Origin of the sequence: Enterobacter pseudoroggenkampii (assembly GCF_026420145.1) — a bacterium.
Classification (GTDB): Bacteria; Pseudomonadota; Gammaproteobacteria; order Enterobacterales; family Enterobacteriaceae; genus Enterobacter; species Enterobacter pseudoroggenkampii.
The window spans coordinates 209,500-233,540 of the sequence record NZ_JAPMLV010000003.1; the positions used below are offsets into that span (position 1 = coordinate 209,500).

19 protein-coding genes and 1 pseudogene are annotated in these 24,041 nt (G+C 55.7%); 9 read left to right on the forward strand and 11 right to left on the reverse strand.

Annotated elements, in window-relative coordinates; all coding sequences use genetic code 11:
- Position 1 precedes the first annotated feature (1 nt).
- Complete coding sequence (locus OTG14_RS16525; RefSeq protein WP_061716192.1) at positions 2-457, forward strand: 4Fe-4S dicluster domain-containing protein; 456 nt, start codon at positions 2-4, stop codon at positions 455-457.
- Here OTG14_RS16525 and OTG14_RS16530 read toward each other — a convergent pair.
- The 4 genes from OTG14_RS16530 to OTG14_RS16545 form a co-directional block, all read right to left on the reverse strand.
- Positions 441-2,159, reverse strand: a complete 1,719-nt coding sequence (locus OTG14_RS16530) for a ShlB/FhaC/HecB family hemolysin secretion/activation protein (RefSeq protein ID WP_267215387.1) — start codon at positions 2,157-2,159, stop codon at positions 441-443. The genes OTG14_RS16525 and OTG14_RS16530 overlap by 17 nt on opposite strands.
- A 108-nt stretch (positions 2,160-2,267) precedes the next feature.
- Entirely contained in the window at positions 2,268-3,386 is a 1,119-nt protein-coding gene (locus OTG14_RS16535) for a collagen-like triple helix repeat-containing protein (RefSeq protein ID WP_267215388.1), read from the reverse strand.
- A 305-nt stretch (positions 3,387-3,691) separates the two neighbouring features.
- The gene (gene avtA / locus OTG14_RS16540; RefSeq protein WP_267215389.1) at positions 3,692-4,948 is read right to left on the reverse strand and encodes a valine--pyruvate transaminase; all 1,257 of its coding nucleotides are present in this window, start codon (positions 4,946-4,948) and stop codon (positions 3,692-3,694) included.
- 196 nt (positions 4,949-5,144) lie between these two features.
- Complete coding sequence (locus OTG14_RS16545) at positions 5,145-7,175, reverse strand: alpha-amylase (protein ID WP_267215390.1); 2,031 nt, start codon at positions 7,173-7,175, stop codon at positions 5,145-5,147.
- 314 nt (positions 7,176-7,489) lie between these two features.
- Between OTG14_RS16545 and OTG14_RS16550 the strand changes: the two genes are divergently transcribed.
- A complete protein-coding gene (locus OTG14_RS16550) occupies positions 7,490-8,314 on the forward strand; it encodes a protein bax (protein ID WP_032645431.1) in 825 nt (274 codons plus the stop codon).
- Positions 8,315-8,353: 39 nt separating this feature from the next.
- On the opposite strand, the gene xylR is transcribed toward OTG14_RS16550, so the two are convergent.
- From xylR to xylF, 4 genes are all read right to left on the reverse strand, one after another.
- Positions 8,354-9,532: a D-xylose utilization transcriptional activator XylR gene (gene xylR / locus OTG14_RS16555; RefSeq protein WP_267215391.1), complete on the reverse strand. Its 1,179-nt coding sequence runs from the start codon at positions 9,530-9,532 to the stop codon at positions 8,354-8,356.
- A 33-nt stretch (positions 9,533-9,565) separates the two neighbouring features.
- Positions 9,566-10,747 carry a xylose ABC transporter permease XylH gene (xylH, locus tag OTG14_RS16560; RefSeq protein ID WP_024909063.1) on the reverse strand — a complete coding sequence of 394 codons (1,182 nt, stop codon included), beginning with the start codon at positions 10,745-10,747 and terminating at the stop codon, positions 9,566-9,568.
- Complete coding sequence (locus tag OTG14_RS16565; RefSeq protein ID WP_032643763.1) at positions 10,725-12,266, reverse strand: xylose ABC transporter ATP-binding protein; 1,542 nt, start codon at positions 12,264-12,266, stop codon at positions 10,725-10,727. Before OTG14_RS16565 ends, xylH begins: the two co-directional genes overlap by 23 nt.
- 72 nt (positions 12,267-12,338) lie before the next feature.
- Positions 12,339-13,331 carry a D-xylose ABC transporter substrate-binding protein gene (xylF, locus tag OTG14_RS16570; protein ID WP_267215392.1) on the reverse strand — a complete coding sequence of 331 codons (993 nt, stop codon included), beginning with the start codon at positions 13,329-13,331 and terminating at the stop codon, positions 12,339-12,341.
- Between the two features lie 371 nt (positions 13,332-13,702).
- Between xylF and xylA the strand changes: the two genes are divergently transcribed.
- From xylA to OTG14_RS16590, 4 genes are all read left to right on the forward strand, one after another.
- On the forward strand, positions 13,703-15,025 hold the full coding sequence (gene xylA / locus OTG14_RS16575) for a xylose isomerase (RefSeq protein WP_267215433.1): 1,323 nt from the start codon (positions 13,703-13,705) through the stop codon (positions 15,023-15,025).
- A gap of 61 nt (positions 15,026-15,086) precedes the next feature.
- On the forward strand, positions 15,087-16,541 hold the full coding sequence (gene xylB / locus OTG14_RS16580; RefSeq protein WP_267215393.1) for a xylulokinase: 1,455 nt from the start codon (positions 15,087-15,089) through the stop codon (positions 16,539-16,541).
- A gap of 103 nt (positions 16,542-16,644) precedes the next feature.
- Complete coding sequence (locus OTG14_RS16585) at positions 16,645-17,184, forward strand: isochorismatase family protein (RefSeq protein WP_267215394.1); 540 nt, start codon at positions 16,645-16,647, stop codon at positions 17,182-17,184.
- The gene (locus OTG14_RS16590) at positions 17,184-18,104 is read left to right on the forward strand and encodes a GlxA family transcriptional regulator (protein ID WP_267215395.1); all 921 of its coding nucleotides are present in this window, start codon (positions 17,184-17,186) and stop codon (positions 18,102-18,104) included. Before OTG14_RS16585 ends, OTG14_RS16590 begins: the two co-directional genes overlap by 1 nt.
- Here the strand turns inward: OTG14_RS16590 and OTG14_RS16595 are convergent.
- Positions 18,097-19,092 carry an acyltransferase gene (locus OTG14_RS16595; protein WP_267215396.1) on the reverse strand — a complete coding sequence of 332 codons (996 nt, stop codon included), beginning with the start codon at positions 19,090-19,092 and terminating at the stop codon, positions 18,097-18,099. The genes OTG14_RS16590 and OTG14_RS16595 overlap by 8 nt on opposite strands.
- 183 nt (positions 19,093-19,275) lie before the next feature.
- On the opposite strand from OTG14_RS16595, the gene OTG14_RS16600 reads away from it, so the two are divergent.
- The 3 genes from OTG14_RS16600 (at position 19,276) to glyS (ending at position 22,732) form a co-directional block, all read left to right on the forward strand.
- On the forward strand, positions 19,276-19,581 hold the full coding sequence (locus OTG14_RS16600; protein ID WP_024909071.1) for a YsaB family lipoprotein: 306 nt from the start codon (positions 19,276-19,278) through the stop codon (positions 19,579-19,581).
- A gap of 160 nt (positions 19,582-19,741) precedes the next feature.
- Positions 19,742-20,653: a glycine--tRNA ligase subunit alpha gene (gene glyQ / locus OTG14_RS16605; protein ID WP_003860141.1), complete on the forward strand. Its 912-nt coding sequence runs from the start codon at positions 19,742-19,744 to the stop codon at positions 20,651-20,653.
- 9 nt (positions 20,654-20,662) lie between these two features.
- Positions 20,663-22,732 (forward strand): glycine--tRNA ligase subunit beta, encoded by a 2,070-nt coding sequence (glyS, locus tag OTG14_RS16610; protein ID WP_024909072.1) that lies wholly within the window; start codon positions 20,663-20,665, stop codon positions 22,730-22,732.
- Positions 22,733-22,825: 93 nt separating this feature from the next.
- On the opposite strand, the gene OTG14_RS16615 is transcribed toward glyS, so the two are convergent.
- Together OTG14_RS16615 and OTG14_RS23755 are read right to left on the reverse strand one after the other, a co-directional pair.
- Positions 22,826-23,203 carry a hypothetical protein gene (locus OTG14_RS16615; RefSeq protein ID WP_310572783.1) on the reverse strand — a complete coding sequence of 126 codons (378 nt, stop codon included), beginning with the start codon at positions 23,201-23,203 and terminating at the stop codon, positions 22,826-22,828.
- Positions 23,107-23,340, reverse strand: a pseudogene (locus OTG14_RS23755) (hypothetical protein); the annotation flags it as partial. The pseudogene OTG14_RS23755 and the gene OTG14_RS16615, both read right to left, overlap by 97 nt.
- Positions 23,341-24,041 lie beyond the last annotated feature (701 nt).

Genomic DNA, 24,041 nt, shown 5'->3' on the forward strand with positions numbered 1-24,041 from the left:
GATGAACCGATTTATCATGGCGGATGCGGGAAAATGCATCGGATGCCGCACCTGCGAAGTGGCCTGTGCGGTTGCGCATCAGGACGACTTCACCGCACAGACTTTCACCTCCCGCCTTCGGGTGGTGAAGGGGGACGCCTACACTACGGCGGTGGGTTGCCATCAGTGCGAGGACGCGCCCTGTGCTAACGTCTGCCCAACCCATGCCATCAGCCGTACGGCGGGCACCTGGCTCGTTGAGCAGACGCGCTGCATTGGGTGCAAAAGCTGTGTGGTGGCCTGTCCGTTTGGGGCGATGCAGGTTCGTCTGGAGGGAAATAGAGCGCAGGCGCTGAAATGTGATTTATGTGCGCATCGCGAAGGCGGACCGGCCTGCGTGGAGGCCTGTCCAACCCACGCGCTGCGCTGCGTTGATCCTGCCAGTATTCGGGCTGAAAAGCTTACTGCATTTTATTGAAATTCCACGTGAACGTCAGACTGTAGCGCCAGTCTCTGCTGCGACTGTCTGTCGGAACATCCCCGACGGGTCTTGCCGCCTCCACCGTGACGCTATAGTGGCGCGTATCGCCTATCATCACCCCGGTCGCCACTGACCCGAGCCGTTGATGAGGCAAACCGGAGGTGTTAAACCAGGTTTGCGCGGTATCGGCCAGGATGTAGGGCTGGATTGTGGCAAGCCAGGTGCTCTCTTTTCGCATCTGGATATAGCGCAGTTCTACCTGCCCGCCATAGCCGTAATCACCGCTTGCTTCACTGTCCTGGTATCCACGGCCAAAGCGCTGGGCACCGAAGCTAACGCGTTCGGGCTCCGGCAACGTGTTATTTGACCAGTCTCCCTCCCAGGACGTTGATAGCCGCCATTTGTCGGCAAACAGCCAGGCAGCGTCCAGATAGCTTTTTGTGAGCGTAAAATTCATATCGGGTTTAGGGGCTGAGACGATATCCGCACCCATCGCATCAATACCCTGACGGACGTTGAGCCTGCCGCTGATGCTGGCGGTTGTGAATTGATGTGCACCATTAATGCCCACTTCCAGCGCGGGATAACGCGCGTGTTGGTTGACGGAGTTCAGACTATAGGTTTTGCCCTGCAGTCTGGCCTGCAGGGCATAATCATCCTGGCGGTCGGTGTAATCAAAACCGCCGGTCAGATTAATTTGTGATTTTTGCGTCAGCAGCAGGGGATAGCCAAACGTCACGCCCCCGTTGTATTGCGTTGTTTTTTGCTTCGAATCGACTTTGATATTGTTCGGCAAAGAGAGCAGGGGAGAAAAATCTCGCGGATCTTCACGGTAATAGCTGCCTTTTAGCTGCATGGTCAGCCCTTCATCGTTTAAAAACTGCTGCCAGTTGAGACCGACATAGTTTTTTCGCGTGTTGCTATCTAACGGTACAAGCGTGGCCACACCAAGCTGATCGCCATAGCTTGTCATGTTGCTGAGCGTGCCGTTCAGCATCATTAAATCTTGCCCTTTACGGGTATCGATGGTGGAAGCGATATTCCAGCTCCGCTCCTGATTACCGGTTATCTGCATCGCCGCCGCGCCATAGATATTGGTTGGCAGCTGCGCGTTGGCCGTGACCGGAACGTTAGGGGTACGGGTCATCAGCTGGCTATAGCGATCGAACGTATCCTGTGACAGCGGTTTTTCCGCCATGATTTTTTCTGACAATCGTTTAAGACGCTCGGCGATATGAGGGTTATTACTGGTGATGTCGCTGTGAGCGACATACCCTTCAACCAGAACAATTTTAATATTGCCCTGCTGGAAATTATCATCCGGCAGCCAGGCATAGGAGAGCGGAAAACCGTCGGCCTTATAGCGCGCCGTAATATCATTTACCAGCCCGGTGAGCGTTTTTAGCGGCACGGTTTTTCCGGCGTACGGCCTGAAGGGCTGAAGCAATTCCTGCAAGGGATAACGCGTGCCGCCAATAAACTGAATGTGATGAATGGTAATGGGCGTTTCAGGCGTCAGCGTTGACTGCGGTTTTTCTATTTTGACTTTCGGCTGGGGGACAGCCTCAGTTTGTTCTGGGGCAACGTTACGAGAGACTTGCGCCGGGTTATCAGGGTTAATAATAGAGGGCAGTGTATCGGCGCGGGCCATGCTCAGCACAACCAGCCCCGTCAGCGAAAAAAGGAAGTGGTGTTTCATCGCGCTATCCCTGTTCATCATTCCCGGTTAGGGGGAGTGTCGCCGTATAAAGCGCCCCTGAACCAGGGGCGCAGAATGACAATAAGCAGATTACTGTTTGACCGGTGGTTAATGTGTTGTTGCTGTGGCCGTAACGCCTGACGTCAGGGTACTGAGGGTCGTATTGACCGTTGCACCCAAACTGTTGTTCGTGGCCGCCACATTTGCATTGGCTGTGAGAGCGCCTGAACCTCCTCCGGTCGTCGAGGTGGCGGGTTTAACCAGCGTGCCGCTATCCGTCACCGTCTGGCCGACGTTCTGGACGACCTGACCCACGCCGTTAAGCCCGCTATTACTGTTGCTGACGTTGGTCCCCACGCCGCTCACGGTGTTACCCACCTGGGTCAGCAGACCGTTGACCGGTGTGCCGAGACCCGTCGTGGTGCCCACGCTTTGCGTCACGCCCTGTACTCCGCCCAGCGTCTTGTTAGCCACGGTCGTGGTATCGGTTGTTACCTGAGTGACCGCAGGGCTGCTTACCGTGTTGGTGAGACCCGTGCCGGTGTTACTGACCAGTTGCCCGGTACTGTTGACCACGCTGCCCGTCAGGCCAGTTACACCGCTGACCGGTGTTCCGGAAGTGGAGCTCGCCAGGCCCGTGCCTACCGTTGAGACGGTATTGCCAAGGGAGGTGACCGACGTGGTCACGCCTTTGACCGTTGTGCCCACACCGTTCGCGTTGTTTGGATCGCCAACGCCAGTCGTGACGCCTGTCCCCACGGTGGACACAGCACTGCCAACACCGCTGACGGTGGTTGAAACGGTTGACGTGACGGGATTATTTGTCGGCAGCTGGCTTCCAAGACCATCCACCGTAGAGCCGACGCTGGTTACTGTTTTACCGGCATCACCCAGTATGGTATTTGCGCCTGCGGTAGTGGTTCCGCCACCGCCCGTGTTGCCTGTTCCGGTTCCTCCGCTGCCATTGCCTCCTGAGCCCGATCCTGATCCAGAACCCGTTCCGCCACCCGCGCCTGTCCCGGTACCCGAGCCGTTGCTGCCCGAACCGCCATTGCTCGCGGTCGAGCCACTTCCATCACCTGAGCCGCTGCTGCTTCCAGTCGCAGGGTTATTTTTGGCCGTTGAGTGATGAGAGCCGCCACCGCTTCCACTACAGGCAGAAAGAGAGAACGCGAGCAGTACCGCAACAGCAATAGCGCTGATGCGACTAACATTATTAGGTAGCATATGAATACTCCACGCAAAAGAACGCCGAGCGGCGTATTAGTGAGTATATGCAGTATTTTTAAATATGCATGAAAGTGACTTAATAAGGTATTTTGCGGTGTTGCAGGTGGTTATTTCAAAATAACAATAAGTTAAGATCTTTAATTGATGCTTAATTATTGACGGGAAAGTTAGTGAGCGTAAATTAAAGGAATATTCCTAAGGAAACTCAAGAGAGATGATAAATTAAACGCTACAGGATATATCCTTAATATAAGATTCAGATCACGGAAAAATAAGGCTCTTCATTTGAAGAGCCTTATTATTTAACAATTTCCTTCGCGCCAGGCTTTTTCGATCTCTTCGGCGAGAATTTTAACACCCGCTTCGATTTTTTCCGGATCGGGGACGTAGTTCATGCGCATGCACTGATGGGTATGCGGCCACGGCTTATCCAGACCCGGGAAGAAATAATCGCCCGGCACCATCAGTACGCCGCGCTTTTTCAGGCGCTGGTAAAGCAGTTCGGTGGTGATAGGTAAATCCTTAAACCACAGCCAGAGGAAAATCGCCCCTTCCGGTTTGTGGATTAGGCAGCGTTCTTCCGGCAAGTAGCGGCGAATTGTCGCAATCGTCTCCTGAACGCGCTGGTAATAGAAAGGCTTGATCACGTCATTCGACAGACGCAGCAGGTCCTTGCGTTTGATCATTTCGCACATCATTGCCGGGCCAATGCCGCCCGGTGAAAGGCTGATAATGCCGTTCATATTGGTGATGGCGGTGATGATTTTCTCATTGGCAATGATGATGCCGCAGCGGCTGCCCGGCAGACCCAGCTTAGAAAGGCTCATGCACAGGACGATGTTCGGGTTCCACAGCGGGCGTGCTTCGCTGAAGATAATGCCCGGGAACGGTACGCCGTAGGCGTTATCGATCACCAGCGGGATGCCGTGCTGATTTGCCAGTACATCCAGCTTCATCAGTTCGTCGTCGGTGATCACGTTGCCCGTTGGGTTAGTCGGACGCGATACGCAGATCATGCCCGTCTCTTCGCCAATATGCAGGTGTTCAAAATCGACGTGATATTTGAACTGGCCTTCCGGCAGCAGCTCAATATTCGGGCGCGCGGAGATGAACAGATCCTCTTCCAGGCCGGAATCAGCGTAGCCGATATACTCCGGTGCCAGCGGGAAGAGCACTTTTTTGGTGGTGCCGTCGGCGCGACGCCCTGCGAACAGGTTAAACAAGTAGAAAAACGCGCTCTGGCTGCCGTTTGTCAGTGCAATATTCTGTGGTTCGATATCCCAACCCAGCTCGTCACGCAGCATTTCGGCGAGGAGTGCCAGCAGCTCGGTTTTACCCTGCGGGCCGTCGTAATTGCAAAGCGCATCGGTTGCTTTGCCGCTTTCCAGCATCTGAGCGAGCAGCGTCTGGAAATAGGTCGTCATCTCCGGGATTTGAGCCGGGTTTCCGCCGCCGAGCATGATTGCGCCCGGTGTGCGCAGCCCGTCGTTGAGGTCCTCCATCAGGCGAGTAATGCCTGAATGGCGGGTAAATTTGTCGCCGAAAAGTGAAAACGTCATAGCAGGTGATCTGTCGAGCTTATTTTGAAAGTGGGTAACCATAACGCTAGCACCGTGCTGGTGCAAATCGGGTGATGTGGTCGGATTTGTTGTTTTATAGGGCGGGAGTGGATTTGGGTAGTGAATAGTTCTGATGGGATTTCCCCTCACCCCGGCCCTCTCCCCTGCGGGGAGAGGGCCGGGGTGAGGGGGAAAATTACTGATTACCTGCCCATACCACCATCACCTTATCGCCCTTGTGCTCGCGTACGAAGCCGTACCCCTCTTTCAGCGACAGCGTGGTTTGTTTGCCTTCACCGATCGCCGGATGGCGGGCGCGGAACTGCCCCAGCGTTTGCCAGTGGGCGACGGTTAGGGCCTGCTTGCCCGTGACGTCCTGCCAGTTCATATCTGACCGGGTACCCTGCAGCGGGTCGGAGCCTGTAGGCCCGAACGGACGCTCGGATTCATCCCCGTAATAGATTTGTACGCTGCCCGGCGCCAGCAGAAGCAATTCCGCTGCGCGCTGGCCCCCTTCGCGGAACAGGCGCGTATCGTGGGATGAGAGATAGCTCAGCACGTTGAAGCTTTGCAGCTTCTCCGCCATCTGCTGCCAGGTGAGATCCATATCGGCCAGGCAATCCACCGCTTTTGCCGCCTGCTCCTGATAATCAAAGTTGATCATCGCATCAAAACCGTGGCGGTAATAATCGCTTTGCATCACCCCGTGGCCCCAGGATTCCCCGGTCATCCAGAACGGTGCGTTGTCGAGCTTTTTATTCGGGTTCGCGCCTTTCCAGGCGGCCAGCGCCTGGCTTGCCTGGTCTTTCAGCTGTTGCCAGGCCGCAAGCTCAACGTGTTTAGCCGTATCCACCCGGAAACCGTCGATGCCGTAGTCACGGACCCACTGGCTGAGCCAGTGGGTAAGGTAGTCGCGCGGGGTATAGCCCGGAATAGCTTTCGCGTGGGTATCGGGCTTGTGTTGGTAAAAGTTTGGCAATCCAGAAGGCGTCGTGGATTCCGTTTTCAGATCCGGCAGAAATGCCAGCGACATGGTTAAATCATCGAAGCCGGGGTTGTCGTAATCGCCAATATCGGTGCGGATCCACTTTTTACCCCACCATTTTTCCCATGCGGCTTTGTCGCTAAAGTTGATGTAGTCGTTAAAGCTGTGCCAGGTCTGGCCTGCGCCCGGCTTCCAGTCCGTCCAGCGTTCTCCCAGCGTCTTTTTCAGCTCATCACCCTGCAGGTACAGGGCACCAAACTGATATTCCTGCATGTCTGCCAGCGTGGCATAACCAACGTGGTTCATGACGATATCGAAAAGAACGCGGATCCCGCGCTTGTGCGCTTCGTCGACAAGCTGGCGTAAATCATCTTCAGTTCCCATATTGGCGTCGAGCGTTGTCCAGTCCTGGGTGTAGTAGCCGTGATAGGCGTAATGCGGGAAATCACCTTTGGTGCCACCGCCTACCCAGCCGTGGATCTGCTCAAGCGGGGAGCTTATCCAGAGCGCATTGACCCCCAGCTGCTGTATATAATCGAGCTTGCCGGCGAGTCCCTTGAGATCGCCGCCGTGGAACGTACCAATCTCCTGCATGCCGTCTTTATGGCGGCCATAGCTGTTGTCGTTGCTCGGGTCGCCATTCACATAGCGATCGGTCAGTACAAAATAGACGGTGGCATTTTGCCAGCTAAACGGTGCCGGCTTGTCGGTTTCGGCGCGCTCAAGCAGCAGCAGGCCGTTACTGTTGGCGGCTGGCTGCAGGGTGATTTTCCCATCTTGTACGGTCGCCGTCTGTTTACTGTAGTAGTCGCGCACGACGGAGCCTTCCGGGAAGGTATGGCTGACGTCCAGCGTCAGCGGCTTACCGTCCCACTTCGGACACTGGCGGATGACGTTTGCAACCGGCTGTTCTGCGGCACTCTGAATCGTCAGCAGCAGGGTGGGCGTGCCGGAGCGGGTATCAATCCGCATCTGGTAGTCGCCGTCGCGGAAAAGTCGCCACTGCGGCGGTGTGCCGTCACAGGGCTTGAGCGACAGCATCTCATTGAGTTTTATCGCGCCTGTGGGCTGCCAGCACGTCTTGTCAAAACTCAGCGTAAGAGGACGCGTACCCTTCGCAAGCTTTGCCTGGCTGGTGAAGACTCCGGTGCCTTCGGCGCTAAATGCGCTAAACCCCGGCGATGACCAGTCGGCATATGCCAGTGCGGGTAACATCAGAAAGGCTAATGCGGTGCGTTTCATTCCTTTTTCCTGTCGCGGCATTTTTGACCAGTGTGCCAGCAGGCAGAGGGGAAAAACTCATCCCCTGTCGCTTTCTGCCGGGAGGATGCGTGAGGATGAGTGATCTTGCGCAAAATTAGGCAGTTATCTGCGAGAACGCACACATATTTTCAGAAATGATGTTTTTATGAGCAAGTTTCAGGTGACATAGTTTCGGAATTGGACTATTTCTATACGTGCTCTTGAAGTCTATTTTTGATATGATTTGAGATTCCGCTCTCAAATTTGTGAAAAAAATAAGGTGTTGGGATGATTACATCCGACCAGGAGACCTAATGATATCGACTCCCATTCGACGATATGGGGCTGCGATACTCATGTTACTCACCACGGCATTTTCGGGTGAGGTGCTTGCGAAGACGCACACGGATACAACGAGTAAGAAAGCCCACGTAATAAAGACGACAAGTAGTAAGGTTAGCAGTAAACAAGAGTATTCTCGCAATAGTGCAAAGAGTAGTTCACTTCCTGATTTGCGAAAATACCCTTCCGGAACACCAAGGAAAAAAGCGTTTCTCCGGACGGTAATGCCTTACATCACGAGTCAAAATGCCGCGATTACTGCGGATCGTAACTGGCTGATCTCCAAACAGTACGATAGCCGCTGGTCGCCGTCAGAGCGCGCGCGTCTGAAAGATATCACGCAGCGCTACAAGCTGAGCTGGAACGGTAACACCCGTCGTGTGCCGTGGAATGCTCTTCTTGAGCGTGTGGATATCATCCCGGGCAGCATGGTTGCGACCATGGCTGCTGCCGAAAGCGGCTGGGGGACTTCTAAGCTTGCGCGTAGCAACAACAACCTTTTCGGCATGAAGTGCGTGAAAGGTCGTTGTAACAATGCCCCTGGCAAGGTGAAAGGCTATTCGCAGTTTGAATCTGTGAAAGATTCCGTCAGCGCCTACGTAGTGAATCTGAATACGCACCCGGCCTACTCATCGTTCCGTAAATCACGCGCTCAGCTGCGTAAAGCGGACCAGGAAGTGACGGCCAGTACGATGATCCACAAGCTGAAAGGTTATTCGACGAAGGGACAGAGCTATAACAACTATCTGTTCGCCATGTACCAGGATAACCAGCGCTTAATCGCCGCCCATATGTAATCTCAAAAAAACGCCTTCCACTGGAAGGCGTTTTCTTTTCTATATCAGCACCTCGCTGTGGCGATCCCGATACTCCTTCGGCGTGGTGTCATACTCTTTGCGGAACACCGAATAGAAATATTGCAGGGACGGGTAACCGCACATCTGCGAGATTTCGTTGATCGACAGCGACGTGGAGATGAGCAGGCTGCGTGCTTTCTCCAGCTTTTCAGCATGGATAACGGCATGAATAGTTTCGCCCACCTCTTCTTTGAACCGCTTCTCCAGATTCGAACGCGAAATGCCCACCGAATCCAGTACCTGATCGACCTTAATCCCTTTGCAGGCGTGGTTGCGAATATAGTGCATGGCCTGAATGACGGCCGGGTCGCTTAAGGAGCGATAATCGGTCGAGCGACGTTCTACGACGCGAACCGGTGGCACCAGCAGGCGCTGAAGCGGCAGAGATTCTTTATCCAGCAGGCGATGCAGCAGCTTCGCCGCCTGATAGCCCATCTGGCGCGTGCCCTGGGCAACGGAGGAGAGCGCCACGCGGGAAAGGTAGCGGGTCAGTTCTTCGTTATCAATGCCAATCACGCACAGCTTTTCGGGCACCGGAATGTGTAAATGTTCGCAGACCTGCAGCACGTGGCGCGCGCGGGCGTCCGTTACGGCAATAATACCGGTTTGCGGCGGCAGCGTTTGCAGCCAGTCCGCCAGGCGGTTTTGCGCGTGCTGCCAGTTTTCCGGCGCGGTCTCCAGCCCCTGATACACCACGCCGCGATACTTCTCCTGCGCGACCAGCTGGCAAAACGCGTGTTCGCGTTCAACGGCCCAGCGCTTGGCGCTGGTGGCGGGTAAACCATAAAACGCGAAGCGATGGACGCCTTTCTCTTTTAAATGGAGAAAGGCGGCCTCGACCAGGGCATGGTTATCGGTGGCAATATAGTGGACTGGCGGATAGTGTTCGGGCGAATGGTAGGAGCCGCCGACGCCCACTATCGGGACGTCGACGTCGGTCAGCAGCTGCTCGATGACGGGATCGTCATAGTCGGCGATGACGCCATCGCCCAGCCAGTCTTTGATGTTCTCCAGACGGGTGCGAAAATCTTCTTCAATAAAAATATCCCATTCGGATTGCGACGCCTGCAAATATTCACCCACGCCTTCCACCACCTGACGGTCGTAGGCTTTGTTGGCATTGAATAACAACGTAATGCGGTGACGCTTTTCAAACATGGCTCACTTCCCAATTAAGTCACAATACGGTTATCAGGCCCGTCGCTTGGTGGCCGAGTCCATCCAGACTGCCAGTAAAAGAATGGCCCCCTTGACGATATACTGCCAAAACGTCGGGACGTCCATCATACTCATCCCGTTATCCAACGACGCCATGATAAATGCCCCCATGACCGCACCTGCCACGCTACCGATACCCCCTGCGAGGCTGGTGCCGCCAATAACGCAGGCGGCGATAGCATCCAGCTCGGCGATGTTACCGGCGGAGGGAGAGCCGGCTCCGAGACGCGAGCTGAGGATCAATCCGGCGATAGCGACCATCAGGCCGTTAATGGCGAAGACCGCCAGCTTGGTGCGCTCGACATTGATACCCGAGAGGCGGGCCGCTTCAAGGTTGCCGCCAATGGCATAAATACGGCGGCCAAACGCGGTGCGAGTGGCCATAAACATGCCGCCCAGCAGTAAAAGCGCCAGCAGCAGGACAGGGGTCGGGACACCGCGATAGTCGTTTAAAAGCCAGATGGCGCCCAGCACAATGACCGCCGTGAGCGCCTGACGTCCCACTACCGACGTGGATGCTGGCGACGCCAGCCCCAGCGCCTGACGGCGCATACGTCCACGCCACTGCCACGCAACAAAGGCCAGTAACCCAATCACACCGAGGGTAAAACCCACGCTATCTGAGAGATAACTCTGGCCAATCTGCGACATGGCTGCACTGGTCGGGGAGACGGTAGTGCCGTTGGTGATGCCGATTAAGATCCCGCGGAAGGCCAGCATCCCTGCCAGGGTGACGATGAACGACGGCACTTTACGGTAGGCTACCCACCAGCCGTTCCAGGCTCCCAGTACCAGCCCCAATACCAGCGTGACCGCCACGGTCAGCGGCAGCGGCCAGCCGAGCCAGACGTCAAAAATCGCCGCCACGCCGCCGAGGAGCCCCATCATCGAACCAACCGACAGGTCGATTTCCGCGGAGATAATCACGAACACCATGCCCACGGCGAGAATGCCGGTGATGGCGGTCTGGCGGAGCAGGTTGGAGACGTTACGCGCGCTTAAGTACGAGCCATCGGTCATCCAGGTAAAGAACAGCATGATGACGATAATCGCCGCGATCATCACGAAAACCTGCAGGTTAAGCGCTTTTAGCCCCGCGAACGCACCGGGCGTCGGAACGGCGACTTTGATATCAGACGGATTGCTTTTCGACATGACGTTCGCTCCTTAAAGCGGCTTCCATCACCTGCTCCTGCGTCAGGTTCTGGTTAATCAGGTTGGCTTTCAGTTTTCCCTCGTGCATGACCAGCACGCGGTCGCTCAGGCCGAGCACTTCGGGTAACTCAGACGAAATGACAATGACGGCAATCCCTTGCTGTACAAGCTGATTAATCAGTTTGTAGATTTCATATTTGGCACCGATATCAATCCCGCGCGTGGGCTCATCAAGGATTAGAATGCGTGGATTGAGAAGCAGGCAGCGCGCCAGAATCGCCTTCTGCTGGTTGCCGCCGCTCAGACGGCCAATGGCCAGTTCTGGTGAGGAGGTTTTGACCTTCAGCCGGGCAAGTGACTGGAGAATGCACTGCTGCTCGGCGGCATCGTCCAGGCTGCTCAACGCGCCGGAGAACCGATCGAGCGCCGCAAGCGTAATATTTTTCCCCACCGCCATAACCGGCACGATACCGTCTTTTTTGCGGTCTTCCGGCACCATGGCAATGCCGCGGGCAATCGCCTGCTGGCAGTTGTCGATTTTCACCGGCTGGCCGTCGATATAAATCGTGCCCTCCCAGCGTCCCGGCCACACGCCAAACAGACACTGTACGGCCTCCGTGCGCCCGGCGCCGACTAACCCGGCAATACCGAGAATTTCGCCGCTGTGCAGAGAAAACGAGACGTTATTCACACGCTTGATGTGGCGGTTAACGGGATGCCACGCGGTCAGATTTTCCACGCGCAGCACTTCATCACCTGTTGCGTGGGGCTCATTCGGGTAGAGTGCCGTCAGCTCGCGGCCCACCATCATGGTGATGATGTCATCTTCGCTCATCCCGGCGGCTTCACGCGTGCCGATGTGCTGCCCGTCTCGGATTACGCAGATGGTGTCCGAAATGGCTTTAACCTCGTTCAGCTTGTGCGAAATATAGATGCAGGCGATGCCGTGATTTTGCAGATCGCGGATGATATTGAGCAGAACCGCAGTTTCCTGTTCGGTGAGCGAGGCCGTTGGCTCATCAAGGATCAACAGTCTGACCTGTTTATTGAGCGCTTTCGCGATTTCGACCAGCTGCTGTTGCCCGAGGCCCAGATCCCCCACGCGGGTATCCGGTGAAATGTTGAGGCTCACCTGCGCCAGCAGCTTTTCGCAGCGGAGCGTCATGGTGTCGTAATCCAGCACGCCGTGGCGGGAAATTTCGGCCCCGAGGAAAATGTTCTCCAGCACGGTGAGATGCTTCACCAGCGCCAGCTCCTGGTGGATGATGGCGATGCCTTTGCGTTCGGTATCGCGGATGTGTGTCGCCTGGATAACTTCACCGGCAAAGACGATTTCGCCTTCGTAGCTGCCGTGTGGGTAGATCCCGCACAACACTTTCATCAGCGTCGACTTGCCCGAACCGTTCTCACCGCACAGCGAAACCACTTCGCCGGGGTTCAACCGGAGGCTGACGTTGTCGACGGCTTTCACCGTGCCGAAGCGTTTGGTGATGCTTTTCATTTCAAGTAAATAAGGCATAACCGCTCCACATAACCCGAGGGAAGAACAGTACAACGTGATGCGCCCCCGCAGAGCAGGGGCCGCGCCGGATTACAGTTCGCTCTTCTTGTGGAAACCGTCTTTAACCACGGTGGCGTCAATGTTCTCTTTGTTGACTTCAATCGGTGTGAGCAGGCGAGCCGGAACGTCTTTCAGCCCGTTATTCAGCGTTGCGTCTGCTTTAGGCTGTTTGCCATTGCCCAGCTCTACGGCGATTTCCGCCGCCGTATTGGCCAACTGGGTAATCGGTTTGTAGACCGTCATGGTTTGGGTGCCTGCGATAATGCGTTTTACGCCAGCCAGATCGGCATCCTGTCCTGAAATGGCGACTTTACCGGCCAGCCCCTGTGCACTCAGGGCCTGGATAGCACCGCCTGCGGTGGCATCGTTGGAGGCCACAACCGCATCAATTTTGTTGTTGTTGGCCGTCAGCGCGTTTTCCATAATCTTCAGCGCGTTTTCTGGCAGCCAGCCGTCGGCCCACTGATCCCCGACCACTTTAATTTTCCCGTTGTCGATATACGGCTTAAGGACCTTCATTTGTCCTTCGCGGAACAGTTTGGCGTTGTTATCCACCGGAGAGCCGCCCATCAGGAAATAATTGCCCTGAGGTACTTTGTCGATCAGGCTTTGCGCCTGTAATTCCCCGACTTTTTCATTGTCGAACGAAATATAATAATCAATGTCCGCATTATTAATCATGCGGTCATAGGCCAGCACTTTTATGCCTTCCTGTTTGGCTTCTTTCACCACGTTACTTAATACCTGGCCGTTATAGGGGATAATGACCAGCACATCGACGCCACGGTTGATCATATTCTCGATCTGCGACATTTGTGTTTCTTCGTTGCCGTTAGCCGACTGAACAAACACGCTGGCGCCGAGGGATTCTGCTTTTTTAACAAAAATATCGCGATCTTTTTGCCAGCGCTCCAGACGCAGGTCGTCAATCGCCATGCCAATTTTGACCTCTTTGGCATGTCCTGCAAAGCTTGCAAGGAGGAGCATAGAGCAGAGCGTTAGAGTCAGGTTCTTTATCTTCATAATTATTAGGCCTTTTTGTAGGGGTATGTGTTGCTGAGATAAAAGAAACATTCACTGCTGAGACGCAGCAAATTTTTAACGCGGAAAGGCGGGCTGGCAATTACAGATTTTTATCTTCTCATTATGATATTTGGTTTATTTCTGAATTTATGACCGCGATCGGATTTTAAAATACGTAACGTCTTAATTACATGTGATTCTGGAATACGCGCCGAAAAATAGTTTGTCTGCGCATTATTTTGCGAGCCAGCGCACAGTTGTGCATTCTCTCAATAGCAGTGTGAAATAACGTAATTGAGCAACCCAAAATGTCTATTCACTATTACTCCTGTATCAATGACTCGCCGCATACCCTGATTATGGAGCTCAATATGCAAGCTTATTTCGACCAACTCGATCGTGTTCGTTACGAAGGCCCAAAAACGACCAATCCTTTAGCATTTCGTCACTACAATCCGGATGAGCTGGTGCTGGGTAAGCGCATGGAAGATCATCTGCGCTTTGCCGCCTGTTACTGGCATACCTTCTGCTGGAACGGCGCCGATATGTTCGGCGTGGGTTCCTTTGACCGCCCGTGGCAGCAGCCGGGTGAGGCCATTGAACTGGCGAAACGCAAAGCCGATGTCGCGTTTGAGTTCTTCCACAAGCTGAACGTGCCGTACTACTGTTTCCATGACGTGGACGTGTCACCGGAAGGCGCATCGCTGAAAGAGTATCTGAACAACTTTGCGCAGATGGTGGATGTGCTGGCGGCGAAACAGCAGCAAAGCGGCGTGAAGCTGCTGTGGGGCACGGCAAACTGCTTTACTAACCCTCGCTACGGCGCGGGCGCGGCAACCAACCCGGATCCAGAAGTGTTTAGCTGGGCGGCCACACAGGTGGTGACGGCAATGAACGCCACGCATCAGTTGGGCGGTGAAAACTATGTCCTGTGGGGCGGACGTGAAGGCTATGAAACCCTGCTCAACACCGATCTGCGTCAGGAGCGCGAGCAGATTGGCCGCTTTATGCAGATGGTTGTCGACCATAAGCACAAAATCGGCTTCCGCGGCACGCTGCTGATTGAGCCGAAGCCGCAAGAACCGACGAAGCACCAGTATGACTATGACGTGGCGACGGTGTATGGTTTCCTGAAGCAGTTCGGTCTGGAAAAAGAGATCAAAGTTAACATTGAAGCCAACCACGCCACGCTGGCGGGCCACTCTTTCCACCACGAGATCGCGTCTGCGATTGCGCTGGGCATCTTCGGCTCGGTCGATGCTAACCGCGGCGACGCGCAGCTGGGCTGGGACACCGACCAGTTCCCGAACAGCGTGGAAGAGAATGCGCTGGTAATGTACGAAATCATCAAAGCGGGCGGTTTCACTACCGGCGGCCTGAACTTTGATGCCAAAGTGCGTCGCCAGAGCACCGACAAATACGATCTGTTCTACGGCCACATTGGCGCGATGGACACCATGGCGCTGGCGCTGAAAGTGGCGGCACGTATGATTGAAGACGGCGAGCTCGATAAACGCGTGGCGAAGCGTTACAGCGGCTGGAACAGTGAGCTGGGCCAGCAAATTTTGAAAGGTCAGTTATCACTTGCGGAGATCGCGAAGTACGCTGAACAACATCTGCTGGCGCCGCAGCACCAGAGCGGGCATCAGGAACTGCTGGAAAATCTGGTCAATCACTACCTGTTCGATAAATAACAGCACCCAGGCCCGGTAAGCGTTAGCGCCACCGGGCATTTCTGTTAAAGGAGTCACCGTAATGTATATCGGGATCGATCTTGGCACATCGGGTGTGAAAGCCATCCTGTTAAGCGAACAGGGCGACGTGTTAGCAACGCAGACGGAAACGCTGCAGGTTTCACGTCCGCATCCGCTGTGGTCGGAACAGGATCCGGAGCAGTGGTGGCAGGCGACGGATCGCGCAATCAAAACCTTAGGCGAGCAGCACAGCCTGCGCGACGTGAAAGCGCTGGGGATTGCCGGACAAATGCACGGCGCTACGCTGCTGGACAGCGAGCATCGCGTGTTGCGACCCGCCATTCTCTGGAACGATGGCCGCTGTGCAGAAGAGTGCGCGCTTCTTGAGGCGCGTGTACCCACGTCTCGTGAGATTACCGGCAACCTGATGATGCCCGGCTTTACCGCGCCCAAGCTGCTGTGGGTGCAGCGACACGAGCCGGAGATTTTCCGTCAGGTGGCGAAAGTCCTGCTGCCGAAAGACTATCTGCGCTTTCGTATGACGGGCGATTTTGCCTCCGACATGTCCGATGCCGCAGGCACCATGTGGCTCGACGTGGCGAAGCGCGACTGGAGCGAGGCGATGCTGGATGCCTGCCATCTGACCCGTGAACACATGCCCGCGCTGTTCGAAGGCTGTGAGGTGACGGGCGCACTGCTGCCAGACGTTGCAGAACGCTGGAATATGCCTGCCGTACCGGTGGTGGCTGGAGGTGGCGACAATGCCGCGGGTGCTGTCGGTGTCGGCATGGTTGAGGCGGGCCAGGCGATGCTGTCGCTGGGAACGTCTGGCGTCTATTTTGCCGTCAGCGATGGATATCGCAGTAATCCCGAAAGCGCTGTGCACAGTTTCTGTCATGCCCTTCCGGGTAAATGGCATTTGATGTCGGTGATGCTCAGCGCGGCGTCCTGCCTGGACTGGGCGGCAAAACTCACCGGCATGGCCGACGTTCCGGCGCTCATTTCTGCGGCGCAGCAGGCGGATGATGCTGCGGGTACCGTCTGGTTTTTACCGTATCTTTCCGGCGAACGTACGCCGCACAACAACCCGGAAGCGAAAGGGGTGTTCTTTGGCTTAACCCATCAGCATGGCCCGGCAGAACTGGCGCGTGCGGTTCTGGAAGGCGTGGGATATGCCCTGGCCGACGGGATGGACGTGGTGCACGACTGCGGCCTGAAACCGACGAGCGTCACCCTGATTGGCGGCGGTGCGCGAAGCCCTTACTGGCGACAGATGCTCTCGGATATCAGCGGTTTGCAGCTGGATTTCCGCACGGGAGGAGATGTTGGCCCCGCGCTCGGCGCCGCGCGTCTGGCGCAGATAGCCATTCATCCGGAACAACCGCTTTCGCAACTGTTGCCGCAGCTTACGCTTGAACAGGCGCATGTACCTGACGCGGTGCGCCATGCGCGATACGCGGAAAGGCGCGACGTGTTCCGCAAAATCTACCAGCTGCTGCTGCCGCTGATGTCGTAAAAACGCTTGTCCGGGAGAGGCACGAGGATGTCCTTTTTTGGTCTGTGCGTGCCTTTATTTCCTTGCCAGTATGGTGTTACACCCACTGGCAAGGAGATCCATCATGTCACGCATTTCACTCATCAATATTGATACTCAGCAGTCATTTCACCACCGCAATTACTGGCAGGAGGACGACATTCCTGCCTTTCAGCAGGCGATGCTGGGGCTGATTGAAGGCTGCCAGGCGCGCGGTATTCCGGTCGTTGATATTTTTCATGTGGATGAAGACGGTCCCTTTACCCTGGAGAGCGGCTTTGTCAAACCGATGGCCTTTTTACGTCATCAGCCGGATGTGGTTTTCCAGAAACACGTCCATAATGCCTTCACGGATACCGGGCTCGATCGCTGGCTGCGCGAGCGTGATATCAACCAGCTGATTATCTGCGGCATTCGCACTGAGCAATGCTGCGAAACCACCGCCCGGGTGGCATCCGATCTGGGTTATGCTGTGACCTTTGTCAGTGAGGCAACGCTGACGTTTCCGATGACGTACAGGGGCATTACCCTTAGCGCAGCGGAAATTCGCCATCGTACCGAGACGGTACTTTCGGGGCGTTTTGCCGAGATTAAAACGGTAGCGGAGACGCTGGAGTCCCTGTAATGAGCATCGACGTTTGGTTCGTGATGTTGCCCGGTGTGCTGTCATTAGACATGACCGGCCCGGCAGAGACCTTTGTGCTGGCTGGCGACGCGTTTCGTCTGCATTACATCGGCCCGCAACCGGAGGTTCCGACGTCGATAGGCCTGACGATGAGCGGCATCCAGCCGTTACCGGAAAGGCTTCCTGAGGGGAGCCTGCTGGTATTGCCCGGCGTGAGCGACTCCCGCAGTCAGTTTTCGACACCACAGGCGCTACAGATCCAGCACTGGCTGATGCGCCTGCAGCCGGTCATTCAGCGCCGGGATATCACGGTGATGTGCGTCTGTTCAGGCGCGCTGCTGGCTGCGAAATCGGGCCTGCTGAACAACCGGCAGTGTACAACCCACCATGACGTTATCAGCCGTTTACGCACCGCAGCCCCCACGGCGACGATTAAAGAAAACCGCATCTTTGTGCAGGACGAGAACATCTGGACCAGCGCGGGGATCACGTCGGGCATCGATCTGGCGCTGCATATGATTAACCGCCTGTGCGGCCCCGAAAAGGCGCTGACCGTGGCGCGTGAGATGGTGGTCTGGTTCCGCCGTTCCGGTGACGATCCCCAGCTATCTCCGTGGCTACGCTACCGCAATCATCTTCATCCGGCGATTCATCGGGCGCAGGATGCGCTCACCGCCGAGCCGCATAAAACGTGGAGTTTGCCTGACATTGCCGCACTGGCGCACGTTAGCCCGCGTCATCTCACCCGGCTTTTCCAGTCACATTTAGGGATTAGCGTTCGCGATTATCTGGAGCAGCTGCGTCTGGCGGTGGCGGAGCAATGGCTATTGCAGGGGCGCGGCGTGGAGCAGGCTTCACTGGCGGCAGGGTTTTCCTCCCCGCGCCAGTACCATCGCGCCCGGCAGCGAAGCATTAGCTGACGAAGCGGCGAGCGTCGATTTTTTGCAGCAGCATCGACAGCAGCAGGCTGATCGCCAGCGTGGCGGCAAAAATCCAGACGATATCCAGCGCCGGCCAGCTTTTTAGCTCAATGCCTCTCGTGCGCAGCGCGTGGATCACCAGCGCGTGAAAACCGTAAATCCCGAGAGAGTGCTGCGAGATAAGACTCAGCACGGGCACGGGACGCGCGTTCAGGGTGTTTTTGGCGAGCGTGAGCAGCGAGACGGCACAGATAAAGACCATCGGCCCGCAATACAGATACCAGGTATCGGCAAAATTGCCGCGCCACTGCAGCTCGTGCAGCGTCCCGCGTGAAATCACCGCCACCCCAGCGATAAACAGCGCCCCGCAGAGCCAGTTCAGACCGCGTTTTTGCGTATCCATCATCCCGATGGCACGCCCCAGCATGCCGTAAAGCACGTAGTAAAAAGTATCGCCGTTGATATAGAGATTGACCGGCAGCCACTCAAATCCGTCGATTTTCTGTGAGAGCGTATTCGGGTTGGCAATAATGCCAGCCACCACCATCAGGGCCAGCAGCATTTTACCGCTGACGTTTTTTACCTGGATGAGCGGGGAGACCAGATAGATAACGATAATGGCGAAGAAGAACCACAGGTGGTAGAACACCGGTTTTTGCAGCACGTATTTCAGCGATAGTCCGGCGTTTATTGAGGTGAACAGAGTGATATAGAGCAAGGCAACGGCACTGTAGAACCCCAGGCAGGCCGCGATGCGAATGAAGTGCCTCGGCTGCGCGCTGCGTTCGCCAAAAAAGAGAAAGCCGGAAATCATAAAGAACAGCGGCACGCTGACGCGTGACGCAGAGTTGAGAATATTGGCGATATCCCAGTTAACGGGGCTGATGCTGTGCGCATTCGTGACATACCAGGTCGTCGTGTGGATCATGACCACCATCAGACAGGCTATTCCTCGCAGGTTATCAATCCAGTTAATTTTTGACTGCATCAGTTCCTCGTATTCCCTGTAAATTGAGTGTGACTCCCATTGTCCAAATGTCTTCGTTTGGAAAATTCTGAGTTTTATTCCGCAGGCTTGTCGGGAGGCCACGAGATTCGCAGAATGCCGGACCATAATCTATAAAAGCGTTGATACTAAAAATAACAGCCACTGACCAGGGCGGTAATAAAAATGATGATGAAGCGTGTGGCGTCACTCTTTCTGCTGTTGATCCTGGCGGGATGCAGTGCGCCACAGGAAGCCCCTGTGCAAAAAGCGCAGCAGGGTAAAATGAGCCCGGAACGTTCACTGAATATGGAAGCGCTCTGTAAAGATCGGGCCGCTCGACGCTATAACTCGGACGTGCAGAAAATTGACGTTACCGGCTTTGAACGTTTTCAGGGCAGCTATGAGCTGCGGGGCCATACGTCGCGCAAAGAGGGCTTTGTCTGCTCGTTTGATGCGGACGGTCAGTTTTTACACCTCTCCATGCGCTAGCCTGCTCGTATAATCAACAGCCAGACGTCGTCAGCGTTCTGGCTGCAAGGCTTATTTCCCAATTTTCCCTAAACAACCCCGTTTCGTACTGTATATCTTGCAGCCAGCGGGTATACTGGTCCCTTCCATTTAAAACCACACGTATCCAGCACGAAATACTATGCAAAAGTTTGATACCAAGACCTTCCAGGGCCTGATCCTGACCTTACAGGATTACTGGGCTCGTCAGGGCTGTACCATTGTTCAACCTTTGGACATGGAAGTCGGCGCCGGCACTTCACACCCGATGACCAGCTTACGCGCGTTGGGTCCAGAGCCAATGGCGACTGCTTATGTGCAGCCTTCCCGTCGTCCGACCGATGGTCGTTACGGTGAGAACCCGAACCGTCTGCAGCATTACTATCAGTTCCAGGTGGTGATTAAGCCATCACCCGACAACATTCAGGAACTGTACCTCGGGTCGCTGAAAGAGCTGGGTATGGATCCAACCATCCACGACATCCGTTTCGTGGAAGATAACTGGGAAAACCCAACGCTGGGTGCCTGGGGTCTGGGTTGGGAAGTGTGGCTGAACGGCATGGAAGTGACCCAGTTCACCTACTTCCAGCAGGTGGGTGGTCTGGAATGTAAGCCGATCACCGGTGAAATCACCTACGGTCTGGAACGTCTGGCGATGTACATTCAGGGCGTAGACAGCGTTTACGACCTGGTCTGGAGCGACGGCCCGCTGGGTAAAACCACCTACGGCGACGTGTTCCATCAGAACGAAGTGGAGCAATCCACCTATAACTTCGAATACGCGGACGTGGACTTCCTGTTCACCTGCTTCGAGCAGTATGAGAAAGAAGCGCAGCAGCTGCTGGCGCTGGAGACTCCGCTGCCGCTGCCTGCCTACGAGCGTATTCTGAAGGCCGCCCACAGCTTCAACCTGCTGGACGCCCGCAAAGCCATCTCCGTGACTGAACGTCAGCGCTACATCCTGCGTATTCGTACCCTGACCAAAGCCGTTGCAGAAGCTTACTACGCGTCCCGTGAAGCCCTTGGCTTCCCGATGTGCAACCGAAACAAATAAGAGGCGGCCATGTCTGAGAAAACTTTCCTGGTGGAAATCGGCACCGAAGAGCTGCCACCAAAAGCCCTGCGCAGCCTGGCTGAATCTTTCGCTGCGAACGTGACTGCCGAGCTGGATAACGCTGGCCTGGCACACGGTAACATTGAGTGGTTTGCTGCACCGCGCCGTCTGGCGCTGAAAGTGGCAAATCTGGCGGCGTCTCAGCCGGATCGCGAAGTCGAAAAACGTGGCCCGGCGATTGCCCAGGCCTTTGACGCGGAAGGCAAACCGAGCAAAGCGGCTGAAGGCTGGGCGCGCGGCTGCGGCATCACCGTTGATCAGGCCGAGCGTTTGACCACGGATAAAGGCGAGTGGCTGCTGTACCGTGCGCACGTGAAGGGCGAAAGCGCGGAAGCGCTGCTGCCGGACATGATTGCCACGTCTCTGGCGAAGCTGCCGATTCCTAAGCTGATGCGCTGGGGCGCGTCTGACGTGCACTTCGTGCGTCCGGTTCACACCGTGACCCTGCTGCTGGGCGACACCGTTATTCCGGCCACCATTCTGGGCGTGGCGTCCGATCGCGTGATCCGCGGCCACCGCTTTATGGGCGAGCCTGAGTTCACTATCGACAATGCCGACCAGTATCCGCAAATCCTGCTGGAGCGCGGTAAAGTTATTGCCGACTACGAACAGCGTAAAGCCAAAATCAAAGCGGACGCCGAAGAAGCGGCGCGCCAGATTGGCGGTAACGCCGACCTGAGCGAAAGCCTGCTGGAAGAAGTGACCTCTCTGGTTGAATGGCCGGTTGTGCTGACCGCGAAGTTTGAAGAGAAATTCCTGGCCGTACCGGCTGAAGCGCTGGTGTACACCATGAAGGGTGACCAGAAGTATTTCCCGGTCTACGCCAACGACGGCAAGCTGCTGCCGAACTTCATCTTCGTGGCGAACATCGAATCGAAAGATCCGATCCAGATTATCTCCGGTAACGAGAAGGTCGTGCGTCCACGTCTGGCGGATGCCGAGTTCTTCTTCAATACCGACCGTAAAAAACGTCTGGAAGATAACCTGCCGCGCCTGCAGACCGTGCTGTTCCAGCAGCAGCTGGGTACGCTGCGCGACAAGACCGACCGTATCGCGGAGCTGTCCGGCTGGATTGCCCGTGAAATTGGTGCGGACGTTAACCACGCGACGCGTGCGGGTCTGCTGTCCAAGTGCGACCTGATGACCAACATGGTGTTCGAATTTACCGACACCCAGGGCGTGATGGGCATGCACTACGCGCGTCACGATGGCGAAGCGGAAGACGTGGCTGTGGCCCTGAACGAGCAGTATCAGCCGCGCTTTGCGGGTGACGAACTGCCGTCCAACCCGGTTGCCTGTGCCGTAGCGATTGCCGATAAGATGGACACCCTGGCGGGTATCTTTGGTATCGGTCAGCATCCGAAAGGCGACAAAGACCCGTTTGCGCTGCGTCGTGCTGCGCTGGGCGTGCTGCGTATCATCGTTGAAAAGAACCTGAACCTGGATCTGCAGACCCTGACCGAAGAAGCGGTGCGTCTGTACGGCGACAAGCTGACCAACGCGAACGTGGTGGATGACGTCATCGACTTCATGCTCGGTCGTTTCCGCGCCTGGTATCAGGACGAAGGTTACACCGTTGACACAATTCAGGCGGTGCTGGCGCGTCGTCCGACCCGTCCGGCTGATTTCGATGCGCGTATGAAGGCGGTTTCCCACTTCCGTACGCTGGAAGCGGCATCTGCCCTGGCCGCGGCCAACAAGCGTGTATCCAACATTCTGGCGAAATCCGACGAGACGCTGAACGAGCGCGTAAACGCCGCGACGCTGAAAGAGCCGGAAGAGATCGCCTTGGCGATGCAGGTTGTGGTGCTGCGCGACAAGCTCGAGCCGTACTTCGCGGAAGGTCGCTACCAGGAAGCGCTGGTGGAGCTGGCCGAGCTGCGTGACGTTATCGACGCCTTCTTCGAGAAGGTGATGGTAAACGTAGAAGATAAAGAGCTGCGTATTAACCGTCTCTCTATGCTCGAGAAACTGCGTGAGCTGTTCCTGCGCGTGGCGGATATTTCGCTGCTGCAGTAATGTGCCCGTTGTTACAAATGCTAAAAACCCGCTTCGGCGGGTTTTTTTATGGATCTTTTGTAGGCCGGATAAGCGCAGCGTCATCCGGCAGGTTTAGCCGATCGCGACTGTACCTTCATCCGTCTGCAGCCAGCGCGGTGCCTTCAGCGTATCGGCAAAGTAGCTGACCAGTTCACACAGCAAATCTTCCATCACGATTGCAGATTGTCGCGGCAGTGTGCCGTTCATCAGCAACTGCGTAATCTCCTGACAGTAGCGCCCCAGCTGATCGCACTCGGGTTCAAAAGCCGGAACGCGTGACGGGAGTTCCTTCACGGTCAGGCGGGCTTTTAAAGCGTCCGGAACAGGATCCAGAAGCGCGGGTTGCAGAAGATTCAGACAGGCAAAAAGTCTGCCGTAAAGCGCCATTTTTGGGGCGGGTTCTTCGCAATCAACCAGTGCGTCGGTAAAACGTTCGCAGTTATCCGCCAGTTCGGTGAAGTCGGTGGTGTGGTTGAAGGGCAGGGTGAATAAAGAATGAGCGTGGGTTGGGGTAGTAGCCATATTGGCAGCCTCCGATAAGTGATAAAGCTTCCACCACCGGAAATGCTAACTTCGCTGGTGGTGGACTGAACAGAGTTAGCATTACCGGCCTTATCGGATACCGGCGCATCTTTCGATGCCCCTGCTCAGCCCACCATTGAGATGTAGCAAAGCATGCTGCACAAAATGTGCCGCCGATAAGATAAGCTGGGATGCTAAACCCGGCACCTGATTTTGCAGGTGCGAAGAGAACTTACTGCTCATCAAAACAGGCGGCAACAGATTTGAGCTATGCCACTGAGGATATTACCATTTCTGGAAAGAGACTCGCAAAATTACCGCAATGAAAAGCATACTGCGGGCAGAGGTCTTACAGCGACGCTATGGTCCGGCTGTAAATCGCTGAGGCGTTTCCTGTAGGCCGGGGCGAGGCGCATGGATGCGCCGAGAGGGCGGGCTTTACAGGGATGTTACCTCCGCCCGTCCCCGATAAGCCGGAAGGAATAAGCCGAAGGTACCGCGTAGCGGCGATTTACCGCCGGGAGCCCGGGTAGCCAGGGTGGTGGCGACTGAGCCACCCTGGTACGTTCACGGGTATTGTCGTTACAGAGTAGCAAGGAACATAAAGTGAACGGAATGACCACCAGAGCCGTATGCTCCCCCTCACCCTAACCCTCTCCCCAAAGGGGCGAGGGGATTGTTCACTGCTCGCATTAATTTGTGGGGATCCCTCAGCCCAAAGGGAGAGGGAGTATAAGTCGTCCAAAATTTAACCTTGAAACCGTCA